The organism is Pseudomonas soli, from assembly GCF_900110655.1.
Lineage (GTDB): Bacteria > Pseudomonadota > Gammaproteobacteria > Pseudomonadales > Pseudomonadaceae > Aquipseudomonas > Aquipseudomonas soli.
The window spans coordinates 452,340-473,996 of sequence record NZ_FOEQ01000002.1 but is presented as its reverse complement, the minus strand read 5'-3'; the positions used below and the strand labels follow the sequence as shown (position 1 = coordinate 473,996).

At 59.9% G+C, this 21,657-nt stretch carries 19 protein-coding genes; 6 read left to right on the top strand and 13 right to left on the bottom strand.

Annotated elements, in window-relative coordinates:
* Nucleotides 1–65: 65 nt before the first annotated feature.
* The 5 genes from BMY03_RS26085 to BMY03_RS06715 all read right to left on the bottom strand — a co-directional run bounded on the left by BMY03_RS26085 (nucleotide 66) and on the right by BMY03_RS06715 (nucleotide 7,405).
* Nucleotides 66–1,187, bottom strand: a complete 1,122-nt coding sequence (locus BMY03_RS26085; RefSeq protein WP_143067526.1) for a hypothetical protein — start codon at nucleotides 1,185–1,187, stop codon at nucleotides 66–68.
* Nucleotides 1,188–1,795: 608 nt separating this feature from the next.
* Nucleotides 1,796–2,509: a recombinase family protein gene (locus BMY03_RS06730; RefSeq protein ID WP_094010599.1), complete on the bottom strand. Its 714-nt coding sequence runs from the start codon at nucleotides 2,507–2,509 to the stop codon at nucleotides 1,796–1,798.
* A gap of 1,958 nt (nucleotides 2,510–4,467) precedes the next feature.
* On the bottom strand, nucleotides 4,468–5,019 hold the full coding sequence (locus BMY03_RS26080; protein WP_143067525.1) for a hypothetical protein: 552 nt from the start codon (nucleotides 5,017–5,019) through the stop codon (nucleotides 4,468–4,470).
* Complete coding sequence (locus BMY03_RS26075) at nucleotides 5,016–5,246, bottom strand: hypothetical protein (RefSeq protein WP_143067524.1); 231 nt, start codon at nucleotides 5,244–5,246, stop codon at nucleotides 5,016–5,018. Before BMY03_RS26075 ends, BMY03_RS26080 begins: the two co-directional genes overlap by 4 nt.
* Before the next feature lie 863 nt (nucleotides 5,247–6,109).
* Complete coding sequence (locus BMY03_RS06715; RefSeq protein ID WP_094010596.1) at nucleotides 6,110–7,405, bottom strand: site-specific integrase; 1,296 nt, start codon at nucleotides 7,403–7,405, stop codon at nucleotides 6,110–6,112.
* Nucleotides 7,406–7,824: 419 nt separating this feature from the next.
* On the opposite strand from BMY03_RS06715, the gene BMY03_RS06710 reads away from it, so the two are divergent.
* Nucleotides 7,825–8,214 (top strand): hypothetical protein, encoded by a 390-nt coding sequence (locus BMY03_RS06710; protein ID WP_094010595.1) that lies wholly within the window; start codon nucleotides 7,825–7,827, stop codon nucleotides 8,212–8,214.
* Nucleotides 8,215–8,237: 23 nt separating this feature from the next.
* Nucleotides 8,238–10,184, top strand: a complete 1,947-nt coding sequence (locus BMY03_RS06705; RefSeq protein WP_094010594.1) for a hypothetical protein — start codon at nucleotides 8,238–8,240, stop codon at nucleotides 10,182–10,184.
* Here the strand turns inward: BMY03_RS06705 and BMY03_RS06700 are convergent.
* Nucleotides 10,138–10,572 (bottom strand): helix-turn-helix domain-containing protein, encoded by a 435-nt coding sequence (locus BMY03_RS06700; RefSeq protein WP_094010593.1) that lies wholly within the window; start codon nucleotides 10,570–10,572, stop codon nucleotides 10,138–10,140. The genes BMY03_RS06705 and BMY03_RS06700 overlap by 47 nt on opposite strands.
* An 85-nt stretch (nucleotides 10,573–10,657) precedes the next feature.
* Here BMY03_RS06700 and BMY03_RS06695 point away from each other — a divergent pair, with 85 nt between their 5' ends.
* Complete coding sequence (locus tag BMY03_RS06695) at nucleotides 10,658–11,152, top strand: DUF2938 domain-containing protein (protein ID WP_094010755.1); 495 nt, start codon at nucleotides 10,658–10,660, stop codon at nucleotides 11,150–11,152.
* Here BMY03_RS06695 and BMY03_RS06690 read toward each other — a convergent pair.
* A complete protein-coding gene (locus BMY03_RS06690) occupies nucleotides 11,113–11,922 on the bottom strand; it encodes a substrate-binding periplasmic protein (protein ID WP_094010592.1) in 810 nt (269 codons plus the stop codon). The two genes, BMY03_RS06695 and BMY03_RS06690, sit on opposite strands and share 40 nt — an antisense overlap.
* A gap of 131 nt (nucleotides 11,923–12,053) precedes the next feature.
* On the opposite strand from BMY03_RS06690, the gene dnaX reads away from it, so the two are divergent.
* The 3 genes from dnaX to recR all read left to right on the top strand — a co-directional run bounded on the left by dnaX (nucleotide 12,054) and on the right by recR (nucleotide 15,211).
* Nucleotides 12,054–14,120, top strand: coding sequence for a DNA polymerase III subunit gamma/tau (gene dnaX, locus BMY03_RS06685; protein WP_094010591.1), 2,067 nt, complete (start codon nucleotides 12,054–12,056; stop codon nucleotides 14,118–14,120).
* 64 nt (nucleotides 14,121–14,184) lie between these two features.
* Nucleotides 14,185–14,520 (top strand): YbaB/EbfC family nucleoid-associated protein, encoded by a 336-nt coding sequence (locus BMY03_RS06680; RefSeq protein ID WP_094010590.1) that lies wholly within the window; start codon nucleotides 14,185–14,187, stop codon nucleotides 14,518–14,520.
* A gap of 88 nt (nucleotides 14,521–14,608) precedes the next feature.
* On the top strand, nucleotides 14,609–15,211 hold the full coding sequence (recR, locus tag BMY03_RS06675) for a recombination mediator RecR (RefSeq protein ID WP_023632784.1): 603 nt from the start codon (nucleotides 14,609–14,611) through the stop codon (nucleotides 15,209–15,211).
* 61 nt (nucleotides 15,212–15,272) lie between these two features.
* On the opposite strand, the gene BMY03_RS06670 is transcribed toward recR, so the two are convergent.
* The 6 genes from BMY03_RS06670 to BMY03_RS06645 all read right to left on the bottom strand — a co-directional run bounded on the left by BMY03_RS06670 (nucleotide 15,273) and on the right by BMY03_RS06645 (nucleotide 21,651).
* Nucleotides 15,273–15,821, bottom strand: coding sequence for an adenine phosphoribosyltransferase (locus tag BMY03_RS06670; RefSeq protein ID WP_038705708.1), 549 nt, complete (start codon nucleotides 15,819–15,821; stop codon nucleotides 15,273–15,275).
* A gap of 53 nt (nucleotides 15,822–15,874) precedes the next feature.
* Entirely contained in the window at nucleotides 15,875–16,609 is a 735-nt protein-coding gene (fnrA, locus tag BMY03_RS06665) for a Crp/Fnr family transcriptional regulator FnrA (protein ID WP_023630845.1), read from the bottom strand.
* A 187-nt stretch (nucleotides 16,610–16,796) separates the two neighbouring features.
* The gene (gene hemN, locus BMY03_RS06660) at nucleotides 16,797–18,179 is read right to left on the bottom strand and encodes an oxygen-independent coproporphyrinogen III oxidase (RefSeq protein WP_038705709.1); all 1,383 of its coding nucleotides are present in this window, start codon (nucleotides 18,177–18,179) and stop codon (nucleotides 16,797–16,799) included.
* A 130-nt stretch (nucleotides 18,180–18,309) separates the two neighbouring features.
* Nucleotides 18,310–18,993, bottom strand: a complete 684-nt coding sequence (locus tag BMY03_RS06655) for a sulfite exporter TauE/SafE family protein (protein ID WP_094010589.1) — start codon at nucleotides 18,991–18,993, stop codon at nucleotides 18,310–18,312.
* Entirely contained in the window at nucleotides 18,986–19,198 is a 213-nt protein-coding gene (gene ccoS, locus BMY03_RS06650) for a cbb3-type cytochrome oxidase assembly protein CcoS (protein ID WP_023633108.1), read from the bottom strand. The genes BMY03_RS06655 and ccoS overlap by 8 nt, the downstream gene beginning before the upstream one ends.
* On the bottom strand, nucleotides 19,180–21,651 hold the full coding sequence (locus tag BMY03_RS06645; RefSeq protein WP_094010588.1) for a heavy metal translocating P-type ATPase: 2,472 nt from the start codon (nucleotides 21,649–21,651) through the stop codon (nucleotides 19,180–19,182). The genes ccoS and BMY03_RS06645 overlap by 19 nt, the downstream gene beginning before the upstream one ends.
* Between the last annotated feature and the right edge of the window lie 6 nt (nucleotides 21,652–21,657).

The following is a 21,657-nucleotide window of genomic DNA, read 5'->3' as shown; positions in this document are numbered from 1 at the left end:
CGTACACGCGCATCCTCATGAATCCTGCTCTCTCGTGCTCAATGGTCGCATTGATCCCAAGTAGTTCAAAAAATAATGCCATCCTCAAATATGAATTCACCAGTGTACTTATAGACGCTCAGCAATGCGGCCTTGGTCGCTGTGATAAGCTTTTCATCTGCATTCAAGTGCTTAACAAGAGCATCGGTGACCCCCTCCGTGTCAAGACCAATCTCTAATCGCTCTTTATTTTTGTTCCAAATCACCCAGCATAATTTGATCTCTAAGTACTTTCGGTCAAAGTCAGCCCGTGATCTTCTAAGCGCTGGAAATATCGCCTTGAAAAGCTCGGCAGATATCAGGTCCGATTTGCGTGGAATTTTGTATGCGTCTCTGTAGAATTTTTCGTAACACTCGGAAAAGTACATTTTATTTTGCTTGTGCACTTCATCGTAATGATCAATTAATTCGTTAAACGCCTCGGCGGTGGTAAACTTTATCCGGGCTATCGCCTCCTCCTTGTTTAGTATGTAACGACAAAGATAGTCTTCATCCGATATCAGGCTTGACTCAATCTTTTCACCCTCAAAGAGTATGCGTATAAGCTCACTATCAACAACTGAAACCAAGTTGAATTGATATGCGCAACGCTCTGACCCCCTGCGATTTGCAAGTAAGCCCATTTCATATGCCTGGGCTTTCATTAGAGATGTTATGGAAGAAAAAATAGCCTTGTCGTTCTGAACGCTTCCACTACTCTTATTCATTTCCTGAAAAGCAAATACATCAAATGCTGGAGCTTTGAATATTCGGGGGCAAGCTTCAGAAAATTTATCATGATAGGCGTGGGACCAAGTCTTAGCCTTCATGTAATATGATAGTGCAGGGTGGTTGGTCCAGCCTTTGAATGGTCGCCAATTATAATTAGGGTCTTTCTCTTCGACTCCTCTAGCGAGAACCGCCCAAGCATTTGCCTCGCTTTTCTTACAGCTAATTACCAGTACGGTAAAGCACAGAAAATCTTCGACCCTGTTAACCTTGTATGCGAGCAAGTCAATCTCTCTAACCGTCCCCTCATGGTCATCTACATAGCATCTATTGCTAATAAGATGCCAGCCATGCTCGCGCAGCATGACTCCAACTTTGTACTCTAAGTGAAATCCAGTCTTGATAATTGAGGAGCTTACTTTATCTAAGTCAATTGCCATGAATGCTCCGTGCAGACGTTGGATGCATATTATATCTGTGATGAATGCTTCTTAAGAGCGAAGCGAGGAAATGGTTAAGCTAATGCTCTCCGCATTCACGTCCAGTGCTTGTAGAATAGTCATAACATTATCATGCACAGATGTGGAACCTCTCTGATTGATCCAGAGCGAGACCTCCTCTATCGCTGCTCTAATTGCTATTTGGTTCATCAGCAACAATTCAAGCGCATCAGCTGTGATAAATTGGTCATCGTTCATCGTTCATCGTTCATCGTTCATTTTCCATACTTTCTTTTCGGTCGATTGAAGTAGCATAGCCCAGAAAAGCTAACCTTTCACTACTGCGCAGGTAACAACTACGCCAATTTCCAACCCCCGCCAAAATCAAACGGTATTTACATCGAATCTGGAATTGACCCACAGGCGAAAATCCCTGTACTGACAGATGTAGGGCTTAACCACTAGCCCCTGCAAACCGGGGCAGGTGCCCTATAAATTAAAAATCCGTACAGCACAAACAAAAAAGCCCCGCCACGACCCAGCAGAGGGCCATAGCGAGGCTTTTGTACCCCACAGGGCAATGGTTAGCGTTGCTGTATGAGGCTTGTTTAAGTTTGAAAGTTTAGGTTGAGTGCCAGCATCAAGCGACGTACTGCTGTTGCAGTGAACTGACCACCGCGTGGGGTGCTAACACCTTTGGCAATTAGGCAATCAGCCACAGATTGAAGTGTCTTACAGGTGTACATGCACAGTTTGATTTCAGTTTCAACGCTTTTCTGGTAGCTGGTGACGTTAGCTGTGCGTACAGCACGGGCTTGTACTGTGTTCTTACTGGCACGGGCAGCGGCAAGGCCAGCATCACGACGGGCAATCTTGGCTTGCGCCTCTTCATCACCAGCCTCTGCTTCACGTTTAAGACTGGCCAATGCGTCTTTAGTACGCTGGGAAATAAACTCACGTTCTTGCTGGGCAAGGGCGGCGAACAGATGCAGTTGGAAGGTGTTGGCGGTCGGCATGGTGGCAACCTTGAACTCGGTGTGTTCCATCATCTGAGCAATGTGGAGCACGCTACGGCTCAGGCGATCCAGCTTGGCTACCACGAGCACTGCATTCTGTTCCTTACACATGGTCAGTGCTTTGCTGCACTCCGGGCGTTCAAGTGGTGCGACTGTACCTGATACGGTTTCAGTGAACGCTCCAACGATGTTCCAGCCGCCCAATTGAGCAGCACGTTCAATGTATTCACGTTGAGCATCCAAACCCAAACCGGACTCACCCTGAGCTTTGGTGGAAACTCGGTAGTAAGCAATCACGTTTGTCATGCTGAGTTGTCCGGCTGTTGCTGGTGAATGAGCGCTCATTTTGGCGATGTGACAGCGACTTGTCAAACTGACTGTCGGACGACATGAAGATTGATACAGACCACTTCAATATGACAAATTTCAATCGCATGCTAGCTTCTAGCCTTCACACTCACTGGTAGGCAAGGGAAAAGACTCACGCGCTTTTTGATTTCAGCCGCTTCGATAGCAGTAGTATTGGGCGACCGCTCCCGCCGAGTGAGGGCACCCGTGTGCAGACCCGTTTAGCGTGTATCGTTCGACGTTGCTGTCTCTGCTGAAAGCTTTGAGGCAGGGAAAGGAGAGCTAAAAGTTGGCATCGCTTCATTCGGACTGAATGGCGGTATTGAGGCTACAGACAAGCCTGGTAGCACATCCCGTATTCAGTTTGGAGTCCCGATGGTTTTCCCATCTAAGCGGAATGACACCTAACATCATCTGCCGAAGCCGTTTCATAATATCTTTAGTTTGGGGCGGCACATCATGCCATAAGCTCCACAGCTTGCGCATGGAAGCCGATCACTCTTCACCTACACCCACAACCATCATTCAGCGTGAATCACGCTGAAAACGTAGCACAAGACCTCACAGGGCCATCAAGTGAGAAGGTCTCGGGATTATTTCCAATGAAATGATGAAACTGCATCGCAATCAGAATCATTTTGAGAGATTTCATCATGTGTGCTTCACCAGTACCACCACGAACACCAATGATAATCAGGGTTTTAGCAATTTCACATGGTTGAACACCATAGATTCAGGATGGACCTTACTAGTCTCTCCCCCTGTTTTACTTCCTGATAACCATATTCACCGTCAACGGTGGAGCAGCCATACCAAGAGATTATCGCCCGTCAACGGACAAGAACGTCAACCTACGGTTTCCTCTGGCGATCGCCTCTGGTTGATCTTGGGTGTCATTACCGTGTATCTAACAACCAATGATCGCAGTGAGGCGTAGCCGAGCAGTGAGCACGAGCAGTGCGAATGCTTTTGGCAGGGAGTCAGATAGACGACCAATGCTCTTGATCTTCTTCTGTGTGTACACACAGGGATTACATCTATTCTTTACTACGTAAAGGAGATAACACTCTTTCTTATTTTGTTCGAGCTTCTGCTCTCTCTTCCCTTACACTCTCTTAGAGAGAATGTATTCAAAGCTTACGCTTTGTTAAGTATGTAATATTCTTTTAAATAACAAGCTTTTAAAGCTTTACCCTACCTCGCTTCGCTCGGCAGGCAAGCTTTAGTATACATGATAAATGGTCGTCTTGTCAATACCATTGAGAAGTATTTTCATTTGGGCTTGCTCACGCAAGCGAGAGGCAGGACGTGTCAGGGTGCACTCTGCGACCACTGGTGTGCAGCCGTAAACGGCACATCCTCAGAGCTTCATTTAAGCGATTTTAGAGCTGTATTGCTCTACCCTGTGGGTTGACATGGATTTGTGCTGAATCGCACTGAAAACGCCTAGAAAGCGCATGCAGAGGCATTTACATATAGCGCGTACGCTTACGAGACTTACAGCAAGCTGAAGTAGCTTAACCACTGACTAGTGCACACCAAGCGTTCACAGACGAAAAAGCCCCGACCACCACCAGCTCATCGCCAGTTAATGATCGGGGCTTTTCTGATAGCTCAGCAAGACACATCATCAAGCCTTCATCAATGTGGGTTGACCATCCGGTTACAACGCCAACGTGGTGATAGGTGCTTCACTGCTGCGAGGAACGACTTACTCACTCGCACCAAGTGATTGATAGGCACAGTGTCATGCTTGGTCGTCAAGTGTTGATACTTTTCGAACACCCTAGGACAGACAGACATCACATGCCATTGTCTACCCTTGTAGCGATGATTGATCATCAATTGCTCATCAGCACTGACATTCGCATACCCGGAATGAATCGAATTGCTGGGCCAGTGGAGGGTCAGGACATTCATCCTCGTCCTCCTTCTTGTTCCAAACTGAACAGAGCACCAACCGGCTCTGGCTGCTCAGGGAAGCCATCAGGCACGATCAACTCACCAAAGCACTCGCTCGCTTCTTTCTCAGCAGCAGCACGACGCTTGGCGGCTTCCTGTTCAGCTTTACGACGTTCACGCTCTTCAGCCGCTTCAATCAATTGGCTGGTGAGTGCTGCTCTGTAAGCATCCATTTGAGCTTGTAGGTGAGCCACGTACTCATCTTTAACAACAGCCTTCAACTCTTGTTTCTCACTTGCTTGCATAGCCAACGGCTTGACCATCTGGACGCTATGAGAAAGCTGGGCATGATTGATGGGCCAACGGCGATCAATTGTATAACCGCTGCCAATCTTATCGGCCACCAACTGGAGCCATTCATGCTCAAGCGGATGAGATACGACCTCAGTGCACTCACGGGTGTTCTCGTACGCATGAGTGCGAACACGAAGACGCTTGTTGAATTCATCATCACTCCAGCTTGGAGGCGTGCCCTTGATGACAGTGGTAGATAGTTTTTTGCTCATTTACGTTGCTCCTCACGTTTTTTGCGAATATAGGTGATAATTTTTTTGATAAGATCGATACGGTATCGTTCATCATCAAGCACTGGGGTAGATACAGCATCATTTTGTTTAGTTGGTGGTTGTGTGTGCTCAGGCTTATCCGGTTTGAGGGTGGTAGCGGCCCTGGCTTTCTGCTTGCGTTCATTTGCTCGCTGTATGCCAAGAACGAAAGTATCAATGCTACTCATGATTAGGCGTGTTCACGCTTTAGCAGTTCTTGAAGGTGTTCGTCGACACCCTTGCCAGCAGACATCACTGCGATGACAAGATTGGTGTAAACGTTAAGTGGTAGGCGAAACTTAACGAGTACGGAGTTTTCTTTTTTTTGCCGATAGAGCTGGGTACGGCAGCGACTAATACAGGTCTTTGAGTGTTGTCGCCGATTGATTAATGGGGTCTCGCAGACAATACATTTGTGTGGGTTCAGCAAGCGTGAGTGTACATCGAGGTCAGACATGACGGTCTCCCGTGATTGATTAGTATTTATGTGTGTGCCGTAAGCGGTTGTATGGGACATCCCCAAAGGGAATGAATATATGCAACAATCAGATTACATATCTTTTTCAAGACAAAAGAAAACGCCAATCACTACTCGGCAAGGAAAGGGACCGATTAGCAGCTGGCGTTCTCAAGAAAGGGTTTAGCAGAGTCTATGTAGACAACCATATGTAGAAGGGAACCATGCTTCTAGAAATGGATTGACTTAGGCTACGAGGTGATAGCCTTCAGTTGCAAGGAGTGGACAACTGAATGAGTCGAATGGGCGGTGGATGAGGCTACTGAACTAAAGATATAAAATATTACCCGAACCACTCGATTCGTACTACGATAATATCACGAATCATTCGCATTTGTCAATGCCTGCCACAGACTTATCACATATAACTTCATTCGTGGGGGCTCCATCGTTCGCTCCGCTCTGTGTTGGGGAAGTGATATTTCCAACGCCTCCGCGATAATCTCCACAGGTGCACTCGCTCCGGCAAAAGAGGACCCACCTTCATGAGGGCTTTAATGAGAGATGGGTTAAATAAGTCGAGTTTTCGTCACCTTAGAGCTTAATTTGCACCATTGCTTCCAGCATTGCTTTCAACGGGCTTCGGCTCCCATAGATGCTGAACGTGACGGCTCCATCCTCATGACCAGCGATCCTCTTGATTAGCGAGTCCTGCACTCCTGCTTCTCGCAGATCGTCAATCAGTGTGTGGCGGAAACTGTGGAACGTCTTCCTCTGATCAGTGATCCCCAGCTTCATCTTGTAGCGACCGAACCACTTGGATGGAGCGTGGCCCAGCTTCCCTCGCACTGCTTCAAGCTGAGGGAACAGGCGATCCGTTCCTGTGACCCTGACGGACTCCACGTGCTCTAGAAGGCCAATATCGATAAGGGCTGGGTGCAGGGGGAGTACCCGGCGACTGCTGGCATTCTTCAGCTGCTGACCTTCACGCTTGTCGTCAATCCGAACGCATGGGATGCCCTGGTGCTCGATAATGTCATCCACCCGAAGCTGGCAGAGTTCTTCCAGTCTGCAACCTGTGGCTCGTCCGAGAAGGGGTAGCCAGAAGCGCCAAGGGTGCTTGCGAGCTTCTGCACGCAACAAATCAAGGTCGAGTAGAGCAACCAAGTCTTCGCGGTCAAACGACAGGCGTGCCTCTTTGGCCGATCCAGTCATCACCTTCATCCCCGCAAGCGGGTTATCGGTCATGTACCCGTTGGACTTGCACCAGTTCATGAAAGCAGTGAGCTTTCGCAGCCGGTTATTCACGGTGACGGCGGTGATGGTCTTGTACGTGGCACCTGACTCTACAACCTGCTTAAGGGTTTTCCCCTTGAATTCCGGGCGTAGGCCGAAGTACTGCGGACAGCGACTGAGCCGATCCTTCAGCAAGCGCGCTTGTTGCACGTCAAAGGCATCAGAGGCCATGTCGCCCATCAGCTCGAACAGGTCAGCAAGAGCGCGTTCAACATCATCGATGCTGCCCTGTCGCCAAGTTCCGCCCCGTTTGCCTTCATCTATGTACATTTTCGACAGAGCGGCGAGAGTAGGGCCATCGCTCCGTGGTGCGGCGGTAGGGTCCGTAACCTTCCGTGGTGCGCTCTGAACGCTTAGCCGGGGGATAGAGTCTCGCCAGCTCGTGCACAACGCACGTAGCGTCTCAGGTGCTGTCAGGGGGTGTTCAGCAAGGTGAGAGTGCACTTGCTGAGCCAGAGAGCAGGCGATGAACATTGCTGTCTGACGTTGTTGCACACGTAGGCAGACACGTAGCGTCTGACGTTTCGGGAATAGGTGCTTCGGCAGTCGAAGATTGAGGTAGTAAACGGATTGACGACGGACGATGTAGGCCATGTGAGACACCAGAGTGGGCCAATAAAGTGGACCAATTGAGTGGAACAATCCTGGCCACACCCCAGATTTTTGGCGTTGTTTCAGGTACACTTTACAGCCTGAAACGAATGTCGGTAGAACCCCATCAATTTGTCACCAACCCAGATGCAGCGCAGCTCTCGGCAAGCTGCAAGCCATGCTCGCATGCCCACCTGGTCAGGCCCGGAAGGGAGCAGCCATAGCGGGAACATCGAGTGCCGGGGTGTGGCTGGTGGGGCCGCCTCCATTTTGGGCGCAGGATTTTTCCGGCGTACCTGTCAGGCGTCGCATATCAGACGCGTTTCTTTACACCCTCGCACTGTTTTCCGCCTGCACGATCCCGCGCAGCGCCTTATCATGCATCCCATCGTGTCGACCCATTCAGCCAGGAGATAGCGACCGTGGAACATGTCGACGACCTCACCCGTCAGAAGATTCGCGAGTGGCAAATGCGCCGCCTGGAAATCAAGGATCAGATGGCCGCCAGCCCCGAGCGTGTGCTGGAGCTGTCGCAGGTGCTCGACCAGATGGAAGAAGAGCACGAGCGCATCCTCGAGGAAGCGGCTCCGCCAGCGACGGTGAAGGCTGATACGGTGGCCTTGGAGCTGCAGGTGTCGGCGCGCTCGGTGCGGGACTTGCGCAAGCTGCTGGAGCTCGCCCTGCATGAGCTAGATGACATGCTTGACGCACCGCAGGCGGGTGGCAGTTATCCCGGCGACATGGCTGGGTCCTTGGGTGCCTACCGTTTTGAGTTGGTGGTGGGGCAGACCGCTGAATCCGACAAACCTTGAGTGATCTGCGGACACGTACCGACATGCAGCCCGAGCACTTCGACTTTTCCCATCCCGTGTACTTGCCGGTCACCGCAGAGGTGTGCCAGGCCTTGCTGGCCGACGGTGCGTCTGCGCTCGGCGCTCTGAGCGAGCCGGAGCTGGCGGCGGTGCTGGTAATACAGAACCTGGCGCAGGCACAAGGCCAGGTCGATGCGCGGGCGGCGGAGAAGGTGCTGGGCAAGCTGTTGGCGTGGGCGGTCGATGGCGCGCATTCGCCTGGCGTGGGGTTGTTGTCCGAGGCCCGTAGGCTGTTCGATGCGCGCAAGCTCTATTTCGGCCTTGAGGTGATCAAGGGTTCGAAGCTGCGTCTGCTCGACGTGGAGCAGGTTCAGGCGCGGGAATACCTGCTGGCCGATGGCAAGTGGGATTTCGACTACCGCATACGCCTGCATCACAGGGACAACCCGTTCAGCCAGCGGGTGACCACCGGTTTCGACAGCGAGCGCTGGTTAACCGTCGAGCAGGACAAGCTGCTCAAGATCATCCAGGCCAACCTCGACGAAGACATCCACGTGCAGGGCTATGCCGGGATCGGCAAGAGCTACCTGCTTGGCGCGCTGATGGACTGCCTGCCCCGTGGCCGGGTGCTGGCCCTGGCACGCACGCCCGCGAAGCTCGGCACCTTGCGTCGACGCATGGGGCTGGATGAGCAGGCCAAGGTCGGCATGACCTTCGGCCAGTTCGCCCGGGCCCTGCTCAAGGATACCCGGTCAGTTTCCGCCCGGACGGCGCAGCGCGGCCCTGGCAAGCGAAGGCTGGCCGAGGAACTGGGGATCGTCGGCTTGCGCCAGTACGACGCCGAGCATGCCTTGGATATCTGCCTGGAAGTGCTGCGCAACTACTGCGATTCGCGGGATTACAGCCTGTCGAATCGTCATCTGCCGTATTTTCGCCAAGCGCTCTCCGGCGTCGATGCCCAGGTCCTGCTCGAGTACGCCAGCCGGCTATGGCGCTATCTGGAGGCGCAACCGGCCTGGGGCGCGCAGACCGGGTTCGAGGCGTTGCTGCTGCTCAAGCGAGCGAGCCTGGCTGGTTGCAGCGTGCCGGGGCGTTTCAGCCACGTGATCATCGACGAGAGCCAGGACGTGCCGGCCTCGCTGCTGCAGGTTATCGAGCGGGGTCGCCAGGTGCTGATCACCCTGGGCGACGAGTACCAGAAGGCCTCCGGCGAGGTGGTCAGGCGCGAGCGTCAGGTGCGCCAGAAGGACATGGCCTTTGCCGTGCGTTGCGGGCCCAAGGTGGAACGCCTGATCAACCCGTTGATCGGCGTGCATTCGAAGAAGTCCAAGGTTGCCTTCGAAGCTGCGCGCCATGTCGATGTCGGCATCGAGCACTTCCCCGAAGGGTTCGTCCCGCCAGAGGGCTGCGTGGTGCTGACCGCCTCGCGCTGGGACACGATGCGCTGGGCCATGGAGTTGGCCAAGTCCAACTGCTTGTTGAATTTCCCCGATTGGCCGCAGATGCGCCGCTTCATGGCCACCGCGATCGGCCTGTTCAGGGCTGCGTTCTATGCCCCGGGGCAGGATGCCGAAGGGCCGCATCCGTACTTCGCGCACCTGCTCGACTGGCAGCAGGTGCGTGAGTCCGAGCGGTTCGATGCCGCGTTCCTCTGGGTCGAGGAGCGCCTTGAGGCGGGTTTCAAGCTTGCGGACCTGACGCTGCTGGAGGCGCGCATCGCTGCAAGGCCCGACAGCCTGATACTGTTGATGGCCGAGGAGGCTGGCGGCCTGGAGTTCGATCAGGTGCTGCTGACACCGGAACTGATGACCACCGACCGCTTCAAGGACGCCTACGCCTTCGATGCGCGGATCTGCGCAGTGTATATCGCCCTGTCGCGGGCGCGTCGGCAGCTGTACCTGCCGTATGACGTGGAAGAGTGGATCAACTACCACAAGGGCCAGCCGTTCCGCGAGTTGCACGGCTACTGAGGCCTCCACGCCTGCCCTGGCTGGCCGACATCTGCATCAGCCGCTGAAAGGTCGGGCATTGCAGATGGCTCTCCTCGGGGCACTGCGCCGCATGGCGCAACCCCTTGCTCATCGCCTGCAGCCGTTTGATCCGGCGGTCGATCTCGTCGGCCTTGGCCAGCAGCAACTCGCGGTCGACCATTTGCTCGTCAAGCATGGCGGCTACTTCGTCCAGCGAAAAGCCAGCCGCCTGTCCCAGCGCGATCAACGCCAGGCGCTCGGGGGTGTCTGGCGGGAACTGGCGGCGTTGCCCATGGCTGGCCAGTGATCTGAGCAAGCCCTTGTTCGCGTAGTAACGCAATGTCGACGCCGGCACTCCGGTGCGCCTGGCGACATCGGCAATGTCCATTGCAACCCCTCTTGACTTGAAGTTGACTTCAACTTGCATGCTGCTTGGCATCGACCTTTCCGTCAATCTGCCAAGGGCTCTCATCATGACCATCTCCTCGCTTGTGCTTTCCATCCTGTTCATCGGCATCGGCGCCACCCTGGTCATGGACCTGTGGACCGTGTTGCTCAGGTATCTGGGCGTCACCACCCTGAACTACGCCATGGTCGGGCGCTGGGCGGGGCACCTGCGCGAAGGGCGCTGGCGGCATGCGGCGATCGGCAAGGCTGCGCCGGTCAGGGGGGAGCTGGCGTGGGGCTGGTTGCTTCACTACGCCACTGGGCTGGTGTTCGCGGCGCTGCTGGCGGCTATTGCAGGGGAGGGGTGGTTGCGCGGGCCGACACTGTGGCCAGCCTTGCTGTTCGGGGTGGTCTCGGTGCTCGTGCCGTTGTGCGTGGTGCAACCTGCGTTGGGAGCCGGGTATTTCGCGACGAACACACCCGCGCCCCTGAAGAGCTGCCTGCGCAGCCTGGCGACGCACTGCGTGTTCGGTTTGGGCCTCTACCTGGCGGCATTGGGTGTCGCGGCTGCGGGTAACTGAGGGCTGTCATCACCTGCGAACGGATGGGGCTCGGTATAACGCTCGACGATCCGCTGCATCTCCCCGGACTCCCTGATCCGCACCAGCGCCCTGAGCACGCCTTGGGTCGGCAGTTGGGGGTCGTTGCGCACCATGCAGCCCAGCGCCTGTTCTTCAAGCACGGCCAGGGGCTGCAGGTGTCGAGCCGGCGGTAGGGAGCGGTTGTACCATTGCAGCGACAGCTGGTTGCTCACGGCATGGCGCAAGCGCCCGACCTGGAGTTTCTGCAGGACCAGCAATTGATTGCGGCTATCTTCGCGCTGCAGGCGGGCCTGGCTGAACAGCGGCTCGAGCGTGGGGTAGGTGTAGCCGAGCACGGTGCCGATGGCCTGGGGTGGCAGTGCGTCCGGGCTGACGGGGCCGCTGTCGCCGGGGCGGCCGACCAGCAGGTCGCGCTGCTCGATGAGCGGGATGCTCCAGAGATAGTCGCCGGGCCGATCGGTCAGCCATCGCGTGGAAACGTAGCAGCGTACGTCGATTTCGCCGGCCTGCATCGCCTCCTGCAGGCGCAGGCGGGCCAGCACATGGTATTGGGGGCGGGCATCGACCTCCCGGGCGATGGCCTGCATCAGCTCCAGCAGGATGCCTTCCGCCGGCTGCTGGTCCTCGATGCGCATCAGCGGCATGCTCCAGCTTTCGGCGATGGAGAAGCGCAACACCGGCGGTTGCGCCACGCCGTGGGTAGCCCACAACGATATCCAAAATGACAGGGTGGCCAGGACTCGCCGCACGCCTCATCCTCCCTGATCCGTCGTCCGTGTGCCCGTCACTGAGCTTAGACGAGATCGGCAGGGTGCAATTTTGGCCCCGCTCCGCTAGCATTAGCGCTCTTTCCGCCCGCTCCGGTCACGATGGTTTTTTGATGAGTTATCAGGTTCTTGCACGTAAATGGCGTCCGCGCTCGTTCCGCGAAATGGTCGGCCAGACCCATGTGCTCAAGGCTTTGATCAACGCCCTGGACAACCAGCGCCTGCACCATGCCTACCTGTTCACCGGGACCCGGGGCGTGGGCAAGACCACCATTGCGCGGATCATCGCCAAGTGCCTGAACTGCGAGACCGGCATCACCTCGACGCCGTGCGGCACCTGCTCGGTATGCCGGGAGATCGATGAGGGCCGTTTCGTCGATCTGATCGAGATCGACGCTGCCAGCCGCACCAAGGTCGAGGACACCCGCGAGCTGCTCGACAACGTGCAGTACGCGCCGAGCCGCGGGCGCTTCAAGGTCTACCTGATCGACGAAGTGCACATGCTCTCCACCCACTCGTTCAACGCCCTGTTGAAGACGCTGGAAGAGCCGCCGCCCTACGTCAAGTTCATCCTCGCCACCACCGACCCGCAGAAACTGCCGGCGACCATCCTGTCGCGCTGCCTGCAGTTCTCGCTGAAGAACATGAGCCCGGAGCGCGTGGTCGAGCACCTGACCCACGTGCTGGGCGCCGAGAACGTGCCGTTCGAGGAGGATGCCCTGTGGTTGCTCGGCCGCGCCGCCGACGGCTCCATGCGCGACGCCATGAGCCTGACCGACCAGGCCATCGCCTTTGGCGAGGGGCGGGTGCTGGCCGCCGACGTGCGGGCGATGCTCGGTACCCTCGATCACGGCCAGGTGTATGGCGTGCTCCAGGCCCTGCTCGAAGGCGATGCCCGGGCGCTGCTGGCCGCGGTGCGTGACCTGGCCGAGCAAGGCCCGGACTGGAACGGCGTGCTGTCGGAAATGCTCAATGTGCTGCACCGTGTGGCCATCGCCCAGGCCCTGCCGGAGGCGGTGGACAACGGCCAGGGCGACCGTGACCGCGTGCTGGCGTTGGCCCAGGCCCTGCCGGCCGAAGACGTGCAGTTCTACTACCAGATGGGGTTGATCGGCCGCCGTGACCTGCCATTGGCGCCGGACCCGCGCGGCGGTTTCGAGATGGTCCTGCTGCGGATGCTGGCGTTCCGCCCGGCCGATAGCGACGACGCACCGAGGCCGGTACTAAAGCCGACGGGGATCAGCCAGGCCACAGCTGATCCGACCCAACCGGTGGCGGCAGCGGCTGTGGCCGTGGCGCCGTCCGTTGCCGCCAGTCCTGTCGCTGAAGTGGCCGCGCCGCTGCCCGTGGCTGAGCCATCCATACAGGCTGAGCCGCCAGTCGTCGAGGTGCCGCCCGTTGCCGAGGTTGTCGAGGCGCCGCAAGCGCCAGCGCAGCCCGAGCCCGAGCCGCAGCCCGTCGAGGAGGTCATCGATCTGCCGTGGGAGGAGCCGGTTGCCACTCCGGCGCCGGTTGCGCCCGAGCAGTTGCCCGAGCCGGCACCCGCGGTCGAGGCCGCCACCCAGCAGCCGGACGATGACGAACCGCCGTTCGACCCGTCGGCCTACAGCCCGGCGGGCATGGAGCGTGACGACGAGCCGCCGGCGGACGAGGACTACTACGCACCCGACAGCGACCCGGTCGGCTTCAGCTACCTGGACGAGCTGGCCGAGCACGTCCAGGAAGAGGCACCTGCCCAGGCGCCGGAGCCACTGCCGGCGGCCATGCCCGCGACCGGCCTGGCCCTGCAATGGCTGGAATTATTCCCACAGTTGCCTGTCTCCGGTATGACAGGCAACATCGCCGCAAACTGTACGCTGATCGCCGCCGAGGGTGATGACTGGCTGTTGCACCTGGACCCGGGGCAGGGCGCGCTGTTCAACTCGACGCAGCAGCGCAGGCTGAACGACGCACTGAACCAGCAACTGGGCCGCGAGATCCGCCTGAAGATCGAGCTGATCCGCCCCGAGCAGGAAACCCCGGCCCAAGCCGCCTCGCGCAAGCGCGCCGAGCGCCAGCATGACGCCGTGGTGTCGATCGAACAGGACCCGCTCATCCAGCAGATGATCCGGCAGTTCGGTGCGACGGTCAGGCAGGATACTATTGAGCCTGTAGACGCCCTGGCCAGCCAGGGCCAATGAACGGATAACCATGCGGCCGGCCCTGTGCCGGGCCGCATCACATGACCCAATCGAGGTATACCCCATGATGAAAGGTGGCATGGCCGGCCTGATGAAGCAGGCCCAGCAGATGCAGGAAAAGATGCAGAAGATGCAGGAAGAGCTGGCCAATGCGGAAGTCACCGGCCAGTCCGGTGGCGGCCTGGTCAGTGTGGTGATGACCGGTCGCCACGACGTCAAGCGCGTCAGCATCGACCATAGCCTGATGTCGACCGACGCTGACGACAAGGAAGTGCTCGAGGACCTGATCGCCGCCGCGCTGAACGATGCCGTGCGCAAGATCGAGCAGAGCAGCCAGGAAAAGATGGGTGGCATGACCGCCGGGATGCAGCTGCCGCCTGGTTTCAAGATGCCGTTCTGATCGGCTTCTGGCTTCAAATGGGGAGCAACGGCCCGACGGTCGTTGCTCCCTTGTTCATTCTGTTTCCTGAATTGGCAGGCCTGCACACATGAGCTTCAGCCCCCTGATCCGCCAACTGATCGACGCCCTGCGCATCCTGCCCGGCGTCGGTCAGAAAACCGCCCAACGCATGGCCCTGCAACTGCTGGAGCGCGACCGCAGTGGCGGCACGCGCCTGGCCCAGGCCCTGAGCCAGGCCATGGAAGGCGTCGGTCATTGCCGCCAGTGCCGGACCTTGACCGAGCAGGAACTGTGCCCGCAATGCGCCGACCCGCGCCGTGATGACACGCAACTGTGCGTGGTCGAGGGGCCGGTGGATGTGTACGCGGTGGAGCAGACCGGCTATCGCGGTCGCTACTTCGTGCTCAAGGGGCACCTCTCGCCGCTGGACGGGCTGGGGCCGGATGCCATCGGCATTCCACAGCTGATGGCGCGGATCGAGGAGCAGGGCACCTTCAGTGAGGTGATCCTGGCCACCAACCCCACGGTGGAAGGAGAGGCGACGGCGCACTACATTGCCCAGCTGTTGGCCGAGAAGGGCCTGACTGCCACGCGCATCGCCCATGGTGTGCCGTTGGGTGGCGAGCTGGAATTGGTAGATGGCGGGACGCTGGCCCATGCATTTGCCGGGCGCAGGCCAATCACGTTGTAAACCTGTAAACGCATCGCGGGGCCAGTCGCATCGGCGCACCGCGATCGTTTTGAAAGCGAACTCAGTATTCGCTCAGGGAAAACTCGGTCAGGCAGAAGGTCGGCACGCCGGCCGCCTGCAGGCGACGCGAGCCTTCCAGCTCCGGTAGGTCGATGATCGCCGCCGCCTCGAAGACCTGGGCGCCGGTGCGGCGCACCAGGTTGGCCGCGGCCAGCAGGGTGCCGCCGGTGGCAATCAAGTCATCGAAGATCAATACCGAGTCGCCGTCGCAGAGGCTGTCGGCATGCACTTCCAGGAAGGCCTCGCCGTATTCGGTCTGATAGCCCTCGGACAGCACATCGGCCGGCAGCTTGCCCTGCTTGCGGAACAGGATCAGCGGCTTGTTCAGCTGGTGGGCGATGATCGAGCCGATCAGGAAGCCTCGCGCGTCCATGGCGCCGATATGGCTGAACTCGGCCTCGACATAGCGCTCGATGAACTGGTCGGCGACATAGCGCAGCCCGCGCGGCGACTGGAACAGCGGGGTGATGTCGCGGAAGATCACGCCCGGCTTGGGGAAGTCCACTACCGGGCGGATCAGGGCTTTGAGGTCGAAGGTGTCGCTGTGCATGGGGCGGGTATCCTGGAAAAACTCCGCGTCAGTATACCCTTTTAGCGCGGCGGTCAGACCTCGAGTGCACCACCGGCCAGCGCGCACAGCTGGATCGGATCGAGAATGTGCACTTCCTTGCCCTCGGCCTTGAGCAGGCCGTTCTGCTGGAAGCGGGTGAACACCCGCGACACGGTTTCCACCGCCAGGCCCAGGTAGTTGCCGATCTCGTTGCGCGACATGCTCAGGCGGAACTGGTTGGCCGAGTAACCACGGGCGCGGAAGCGCGCCGACAGGTTGACCAGGAAGGTGGCGATGCGCTCGTCGGCGGTCTTCTTCGACAACAGCAGCATCATCTGCTGGTCGTCGCGGATCTCGCGGCTCATCACCCGCATCAGCTGGCGGCGCAGCTGCGGCAGCTGTACCGAGAGTTCATCCAGGCGCTCGAAGGGGATCTCGCACACCGAGGTGGTTTCCTGGGCCTGGGCCGACACCGGGTAGGCCTCGGTGTCCATGCCGGACAGGCCGACCAGCTCGCTGGGCAGGTGGAAGCCAGTGATCTGCTCCTCGCCGCTGTCGCTGAGGCTGAAGGTCTTGAGGGCACCGGAACGTACTGCGTAGACCGAGCCGAAATTGTCACCCTGGCGGAACAGGAACTCGCCTTTCTTCAGTGGGCGGCCGCGTTTGACGATTTCATCCAGTGCGTCCATGTCTTCCAGGTTCAGGGACAGGGGCAGGCACAGGGGGGCCAGGCTGCAATCCTTGCAGTGGGCCTGGTTGTGTGGGCGCAGTTTTACTGGCTCGGACATTTCTTTCGATCCTTGTGGGAAAGCACACATAAGCCGTAAGGATAACCCGCGGCATGGGCTGTAGGCCAGTGTGCGCATTTTTGGTGCACGCTAGCAGCGGTGTGGAAGGTGTGTCCCGACACCGTTCAACTGTCCATAGTGTGCCTCGAAAGGCGGTCTGTCCATGCGGTGAAACGCCTCAATCGCCTCAGATCACCCGCGAGAAACGCTGGCGATTCTGCTGCGCGAGGTAAGCGTCGAATACCATGCACACCGAGCGCGCCAGCAGGCGGCCGGCCGGCAGGATGCGGATGCCCTTGGCGTCCAGGCTGATCAGGCCGTCGCGTTGCATGGCCTGCAGTTGCGGCCACTGCTCCTTGAAGTAGCCGCGAAAATCGATGGTGAAGGCCTGTTCGATCGCTTCGAAATCCAGTTCGAAGTGGCAGATCAATTGCTGGATTACCGCCCGGCGCAGGCGATCGTCCTGGTTGCACATCAGGCCGCGCTGGGTCGCCAGTTGCGCGGTGGAGAGGGTGTCCTGGTAGGTGTTGAGGTCGCTGCTGTTCTGGCAGTAGAGGTCGCCGATCTGGCTGATCGCCGACACGCCCAGGCCGATCAGGTCGCAGTGGCCGTGGGTGGTGTAGCCCTGGAAGTTGCGTTGCAGTGTGCCTTCTTCCTGGGCGATGGCCAGCTCGTCGTCGGGCAGGGCGAAATGGTCCATGCCGATGTAGCGGTAGCCAGCGGCGGTCAGTTGGTCGATGGTGGCGTGCAACATTTCCAGTTTGGCCGCCGGAGCTGGCAGGTCGCTGCTGTCGATGCGTCTCTGGGGCATGAAGCGTTCGGGCAGGTGCGCGTAGTTGAACACCGACAAACGGTCGGGCTGCAGGCGGATCACTTCTTCGACGGTGCGGGCGAAACCTTCCGGTGTCTGCTTGGGCAGGCCGTAGATCAGGTCCAGGTTGATCGAGCGGAACTGCAGGGTGCGCGCCGCTTCGATCAGGGTGCGGGTCTGCTCCAGGCTTTGCAGGCGGTTGACCGCGCGCTGCACGGCGGGGTCCAGATCCTGCACGCCGAGGCTGACGCGGTTGAAGCCCAGCTCGCGCAGCAGGCCCATGGTCGACCAATCGGCCTCGCGTGGGTCGATTTCGATACCGTAGTCGCCGGAATCATCGTCCAGCAGGTGGAAGTGCTGGCGCAGGGTGGCCATCAGCTGGCGCAGTTCCACATGACTCAGGAAGGTCGGCGTACCGCCACCGAAGTGCAGTTGCTCAACAACTTGTTTAGGGTCGAGGTGGCAGGCGATCAGCTGGATTTCCTGCTCCAGGCGTTGCAGGTAGGGCGCGGCGCGGCCACGGTCCTTGGTGATGACCTTGTTGCAGGCGCAGTAGTAGCAGATGTTGGCGCAGAACGGCACGTGCACGTACAGCGACAGGGGGCGTGTGGCGCGGCGGCTCTCGCGCAAGGCGTGGAGCAGGTCGAACGAGCCCACTTCGCCGTGCAGTTGCACGGCGGTTGGATAGGAGGTGTAGCGTGGCCCGGCCAGATCGTAGCGACGAATCAGGTCGGCGTCCCAGCGTAGGTCGTCGAGCATGTGGGTAATCCCCGGATAGAGCTGCAGTGTCCGGAGTCTAGGGGCGGATGTAAGAAGTCGTGTTGATTTGTATCAAGGTGAGTTGGCGACCCTGTTACAAGCCTGGCGTGGGAGCGGGCTTGCCCCGCGATCAGTGTCCCATCAACCAGTGCTGATGCGGGCCAGGCAGCGTCCACAAACCAAACAGGATAACCAGCATGCCACCGGCCATGCGTACCCCGCGTTTGCGCAACAGAGCGCCGAAGCGCTCTGCGGCGAGCCCCGTGGCCAGCAGCACCGGCCAGGTGCCCAGGCCGAACGCCAGCATCAGCGCAGCGCTGTGTAGTGCGTCGCCCTGGCTCGCCGCCCACAGCAGGGTGCTGTACACCAGGCCGCACGGCAACCAGCCCCACAGGGCGCCGAGCAGCAAGGCTCGGGGCAGGCTGGACACTGGCAGCAAACGGGTGGCCAGCGGCTGCACGTGCCGCCAAAGCCCGCGCCCGAGTGCCTCGATACGGGTCAGGCCGCTCCACCAGCCGGCCAGGTACAGGCCCATGGCGATCAGCAGCAACGCGGCCGCGACCCGCAAACCGGTCGCCAGCGGGCTGCTGGCCAAGGCCACGCCAGCCAGGCCCAGCAGCAAGCCGGCGGCGGCATAGCTGAGGATACGCCCGAGGTTGTAGGCCAGCAGCAGGCGCAGGCGCCGGCTGCGCTGCTCGGGGGGGATGGCCAGGGTCAGCGCGCCCATCAGGCCGCCGCACATGCCCAGGCAATGGCCGCCACCGAGCAGGCCCAGGACCAGCGCCGAGCCCAGCAGGGGGATCAGTTCAGGCACGCGGGATCGTGTCCTGGTCTTTGGGCTTTTCGCCCTCAGGCTTCACGGCCGCCTGGTGGCAGGGGTCCTGGTCATCGAACAGGATGCTGTGGGCCGGGCCTTCCAGGTCGTCGTACTGGCCGCTGTCCACTGCCCAGAAGAAGATGTACACAGCGATGCCGACCAGCAGCAGGGCGGCGGGGATCATCACGTAGAGGGCGGGCATAGCGGTTTCCTTTCGAGCGACACCGGCTCACGCACGATGGGGGCTGCTGCGAAGGGCAGCCGGGTCAGGCGCAAGGCGTTGAGCACCACGATCAGCGAACTGACCGACATGCCGATTGCCGCCCACACCGGGGTGATCCAGCCGAGCGCGGCGAACGGCAGCATGAGGCCATTGTACAGCGTCGCCCAAAGCAGATTCTCGATAATGTTGCGGCGGGTCCGGCGGGCCAGGTCGAAGGCCTGCACCAGCGCCTGCAGGCGGTTGGACAGCAGCACCGCGTCGGCGCTGGTCTTGGCCAGGTCCGTGGCGCTGCCCATGGCGATGCTGATGTCGGCGGCGGCCAGCACCGGTACATCGTTGACGCCGTCGCCAAGCATCAGCACCTTGCGCCCTTCGCCTTGCAGCGTTTTCAGGCGGGCGAGCTTGTCATCCGGACGCAGGCCGCCGACGGCCTGGTCGATGCCCAGTTGCGCGGCCACCTGCGCGACCATCGGCGAACTGTCGCCGGACAGCAGCAGCGTGCTCCAGCCGCGTGCCTTGCAGGCCGTCACCAGGTCCTGGGCGTCGTCGCGCAGGTGGTCATCCAGGCCGAACCAGGCCAGTGGCCCTTGCCGGTCCCCGAGCAGCAGCCATTGCCCGTGTGGCTCCGGCACGGTGGGTACCTCGGCGCCGCTGAGTGCGCAGACGAAGGTCGCCTGGCCGATACGCAGGCGCTGGCTTGCCAGCATGCCTTCCAGGCCCAGCCCAGGCACGGCGGTGACGGTTTCAGCCGCTTGCGCTGCGCGACCGAAGGCACGGGCGATGGGGTGTTCGGAGCGGTTCTCCAACGCCGCCGCCAGCGCCAGGCATTGGTCAGCGTCCAGTCGGCCCAGCGGGCGGATGCTGCGCAGGGCCAGCCGGCCTTCGGTGAGGGTGCCGGTCTTGTCGAAGATCACCGTGTCGATCTGGTTGAGGCCTTCGAGCACATGCCCGCGGGTCACCAGCAGGCCGAGCTTGTGCAGGCTGCCGGTGGCGGCGGTGAGGGCGGTAGGGGTGGCCAGCGACAGGGCGCAGGGGCAGGTGGCGACCAGCATGGCCAGGACGATCCAGAACGCCCGGGGCGCATCGAGCTGCCACCAGACGACACCGATCACCGCGGCGGCGACCAGGGTGAACAGCAGGAACCATTGCGAGGCGCGGTCGGCGATTTCCGCCAGGCGCGGTTTTTCCGATTGGGCGCGCTCCAGCAGGCGGACGATGGCCGACAGGCGCGAATCCTGGCCCAGGGCCTGGACCTCGACCGTCAGCGTGCTTTCGACGTTGAGGGTGCCACCGGTCACCCGGTCGCCGACGCGGCGCGGCAGGGGCAGGTACTCACCGGTCAGCAGTGATTCGTCGACGCTGGAGCGGCCGTCGACGATGAGCCCGTCGGCCGGGATGACGGCCCCAGGTAGCACCTGCACGCGGTCGCCGCACTGCAGTTCGCCGAGCAGGATGCGCTCGCCCTGGCCGTTGGCGTCCAGGCGCAGGCACGACGCCGGCAGCAGGTTGACCAGCTGCGCGGTGGCCGCGGCGGTGCGTTCGCGGGCACGGCGCTCCAGGTAGCGGCCGGTGAGCAGGAACAGTGCGAACATGCCCACGGTGTCGAAATACAGCTCGCCGTGGCCGGTGATGGCGGTCCAGATCCCGGCGCAGTAGGCCAGGGCGATGGCCAGCGACACCGACAGGTCCATGGTCAGGTGACGGGTGCGCAGGTCGCGGGCCGCGCCCTTGAAGAATGGTGCGCAGCTGTAGAACACGATGGGTGTGGTGAGGAACAGCGCGACCCAGCGCAGGATGGTGTGCAGCTCGGGCGACAGGTCGATGTTGAATTCCGGCCAGGTGGCCATGGTCGCCATCATCGCCTGGAACCACAGCAGCCCGGCCACGCCCAGGCGACGCAGGGCGCTGCGATTTTCCCGGGCCAGCTGTTCGGCAGCCTGGTCGGGCTGGTAGGGGTGGGCGGCGTAGCCGATGCGGCGCAGCCCAGCCAGCAACTGCGACAGTGGCAGTTGCTGGTCGTCCCAGTTGACCAGCAGGCGATGGTTGGACAGGTTCAGGCGGGCATCGGCGACGCCGGGCAGGGTGCGCAGGTGCTTTTCGATCAACCAGCCGCAGGCAGCGCAACTGATGCCCTCGACCAGCAGGGTGGCCTCGGCCATTTGGCCGTCATGGCGCACGAAGGTTTGCTGCACGTCGCTGCGGTCGTACAGGGCCAGCTCGTCCTGGAGTTGACGGGGCAGGGCCTCGGGGTTGGCGCTGGTGTCGCTGCGGTGCTGGTAGTAGTGCTCCAGGCCCCCGGCGACGATGGACTCTGCCACTGCCTGGCAGCCTGGGCAGCAGAATGCCCTGGCCTCACCTAGCACCACAGCGGTGAAGCGGCTGCCGGCGGGAACGGGCAGGGCGCAGTGGTAGCAGGGGGTGGGTTGGCTCATCGACAT

Bases quoted from the DNA above. Each gene is read 5' to 3' on its own strand.
- BMY03_RS06700 (WP_094010593.1), bottom strand. From the start codon at position 10,572: ATGGACATTGCCGATGTCGCCAGGCGCACCGGAGTGCCGGCGTCGACA.
- BMY03_RS26080 (WP_143067525.1), bottom strand. From the start codon at position 5,019: ATGAGCAAAAAACTATCTACCACTGTCATCAAGGGCACGCCTCCAAGC.
- BMY03_RS06670 (WP_038705708.1), bottom strand. From the start codon at position 15,821: ATGCACAGCGACACCTTCGACCTCAAAGCCCTGATCCGCCCGGTAGTG.
- hemN (WP_038705709.1), bottom strand. From the start codon at position 18,179: ATGCTCGACGACCTACGCTGGGACGCCGACCTGATTCGTCGCTACGAT.
- BMY03_RS06695 (WP_094010755.1), top strand. From the start codon at position 10,658: ATGACCATCTCCTCGCTTGTGCTTTCCATCCTGTTCATCGGCATCGGC.
- ccoS (WP_023633108.1), bottom strand. From the start codon at position 19,198: ATGCCCGCCCTCTACGTGATGATCCCCGCCGCCCTGCTGCTGGTCGGC.
- BMY03_RS06730 (WP_094010599.1), bottom strand. From the start codon at position 2,509: ATGACAAACGTGATTGCTTACTACCGAGTTTCCACCAAAGCTCAGGGT.
- fnrA (WP_023630845.1), bottom strand. From the start codon at position 16,609: ATGTCCGAGCCAGTAAAACTGCGCCCACACAACCAGGCCCACTGCAAG.
- dnaX (WP_094010591.1), top strand. From the start codon at position 12,054: ATGAGTTATCAGGTTCTTGCACGTAAATGGCGTCCGCGCTCGTTCCGC.
- BMY03_RS26075 (WP_143067524.1), bottom strand. From the start codon at position 5,246: ATGAGTAGCATTGATACTTTCGTTCTTGGCATACAGCGAGCAAATGAA.
- BMY03_RS26085 (WP_143067526.1), bottom strand. From the start codon at position 1,187: ATGGCAATTGACTTAGATAAAGTAAGCTCCTCAATTATCAAGACTGGA.
- BMY03_RS06715 (WP_094010596.1), bottom strand. From the start codon at position 7,405: ATGGCCTACATCGTCCGTCGTCAATCCGTTTACTACCTCAATCTTCGA.
- BMY03_RS06645 (WP_094010588.1), bottom strand. From the start codon at position 21,651: ATGAGCCAACCCACCCCCTGCTACCACTGCGCCCTGCCCGTTCCCGCC.
- BMY03_RS06705 (WP_094010594.1), top strand. From the start codon at position 8,238: ATGCAGCCCGAGCACTTCGACTTTTCCCATCCCGTGTACTTGCCGGTC.
- BMY03_RS06680 (WP_094010590.1), top strand. From the start codon at position 14,185: ATGATGAAAGGTGGCATGGCCGGCCTGATGAAGCAGGCCCAGCAGATG.
- recR (WP_023632784.1), top strand. From the start codon at position 14,609: ATGAGCTTCAGCCCCCTGATCCGCCAACTGATCGACGCCCTGCGCATC.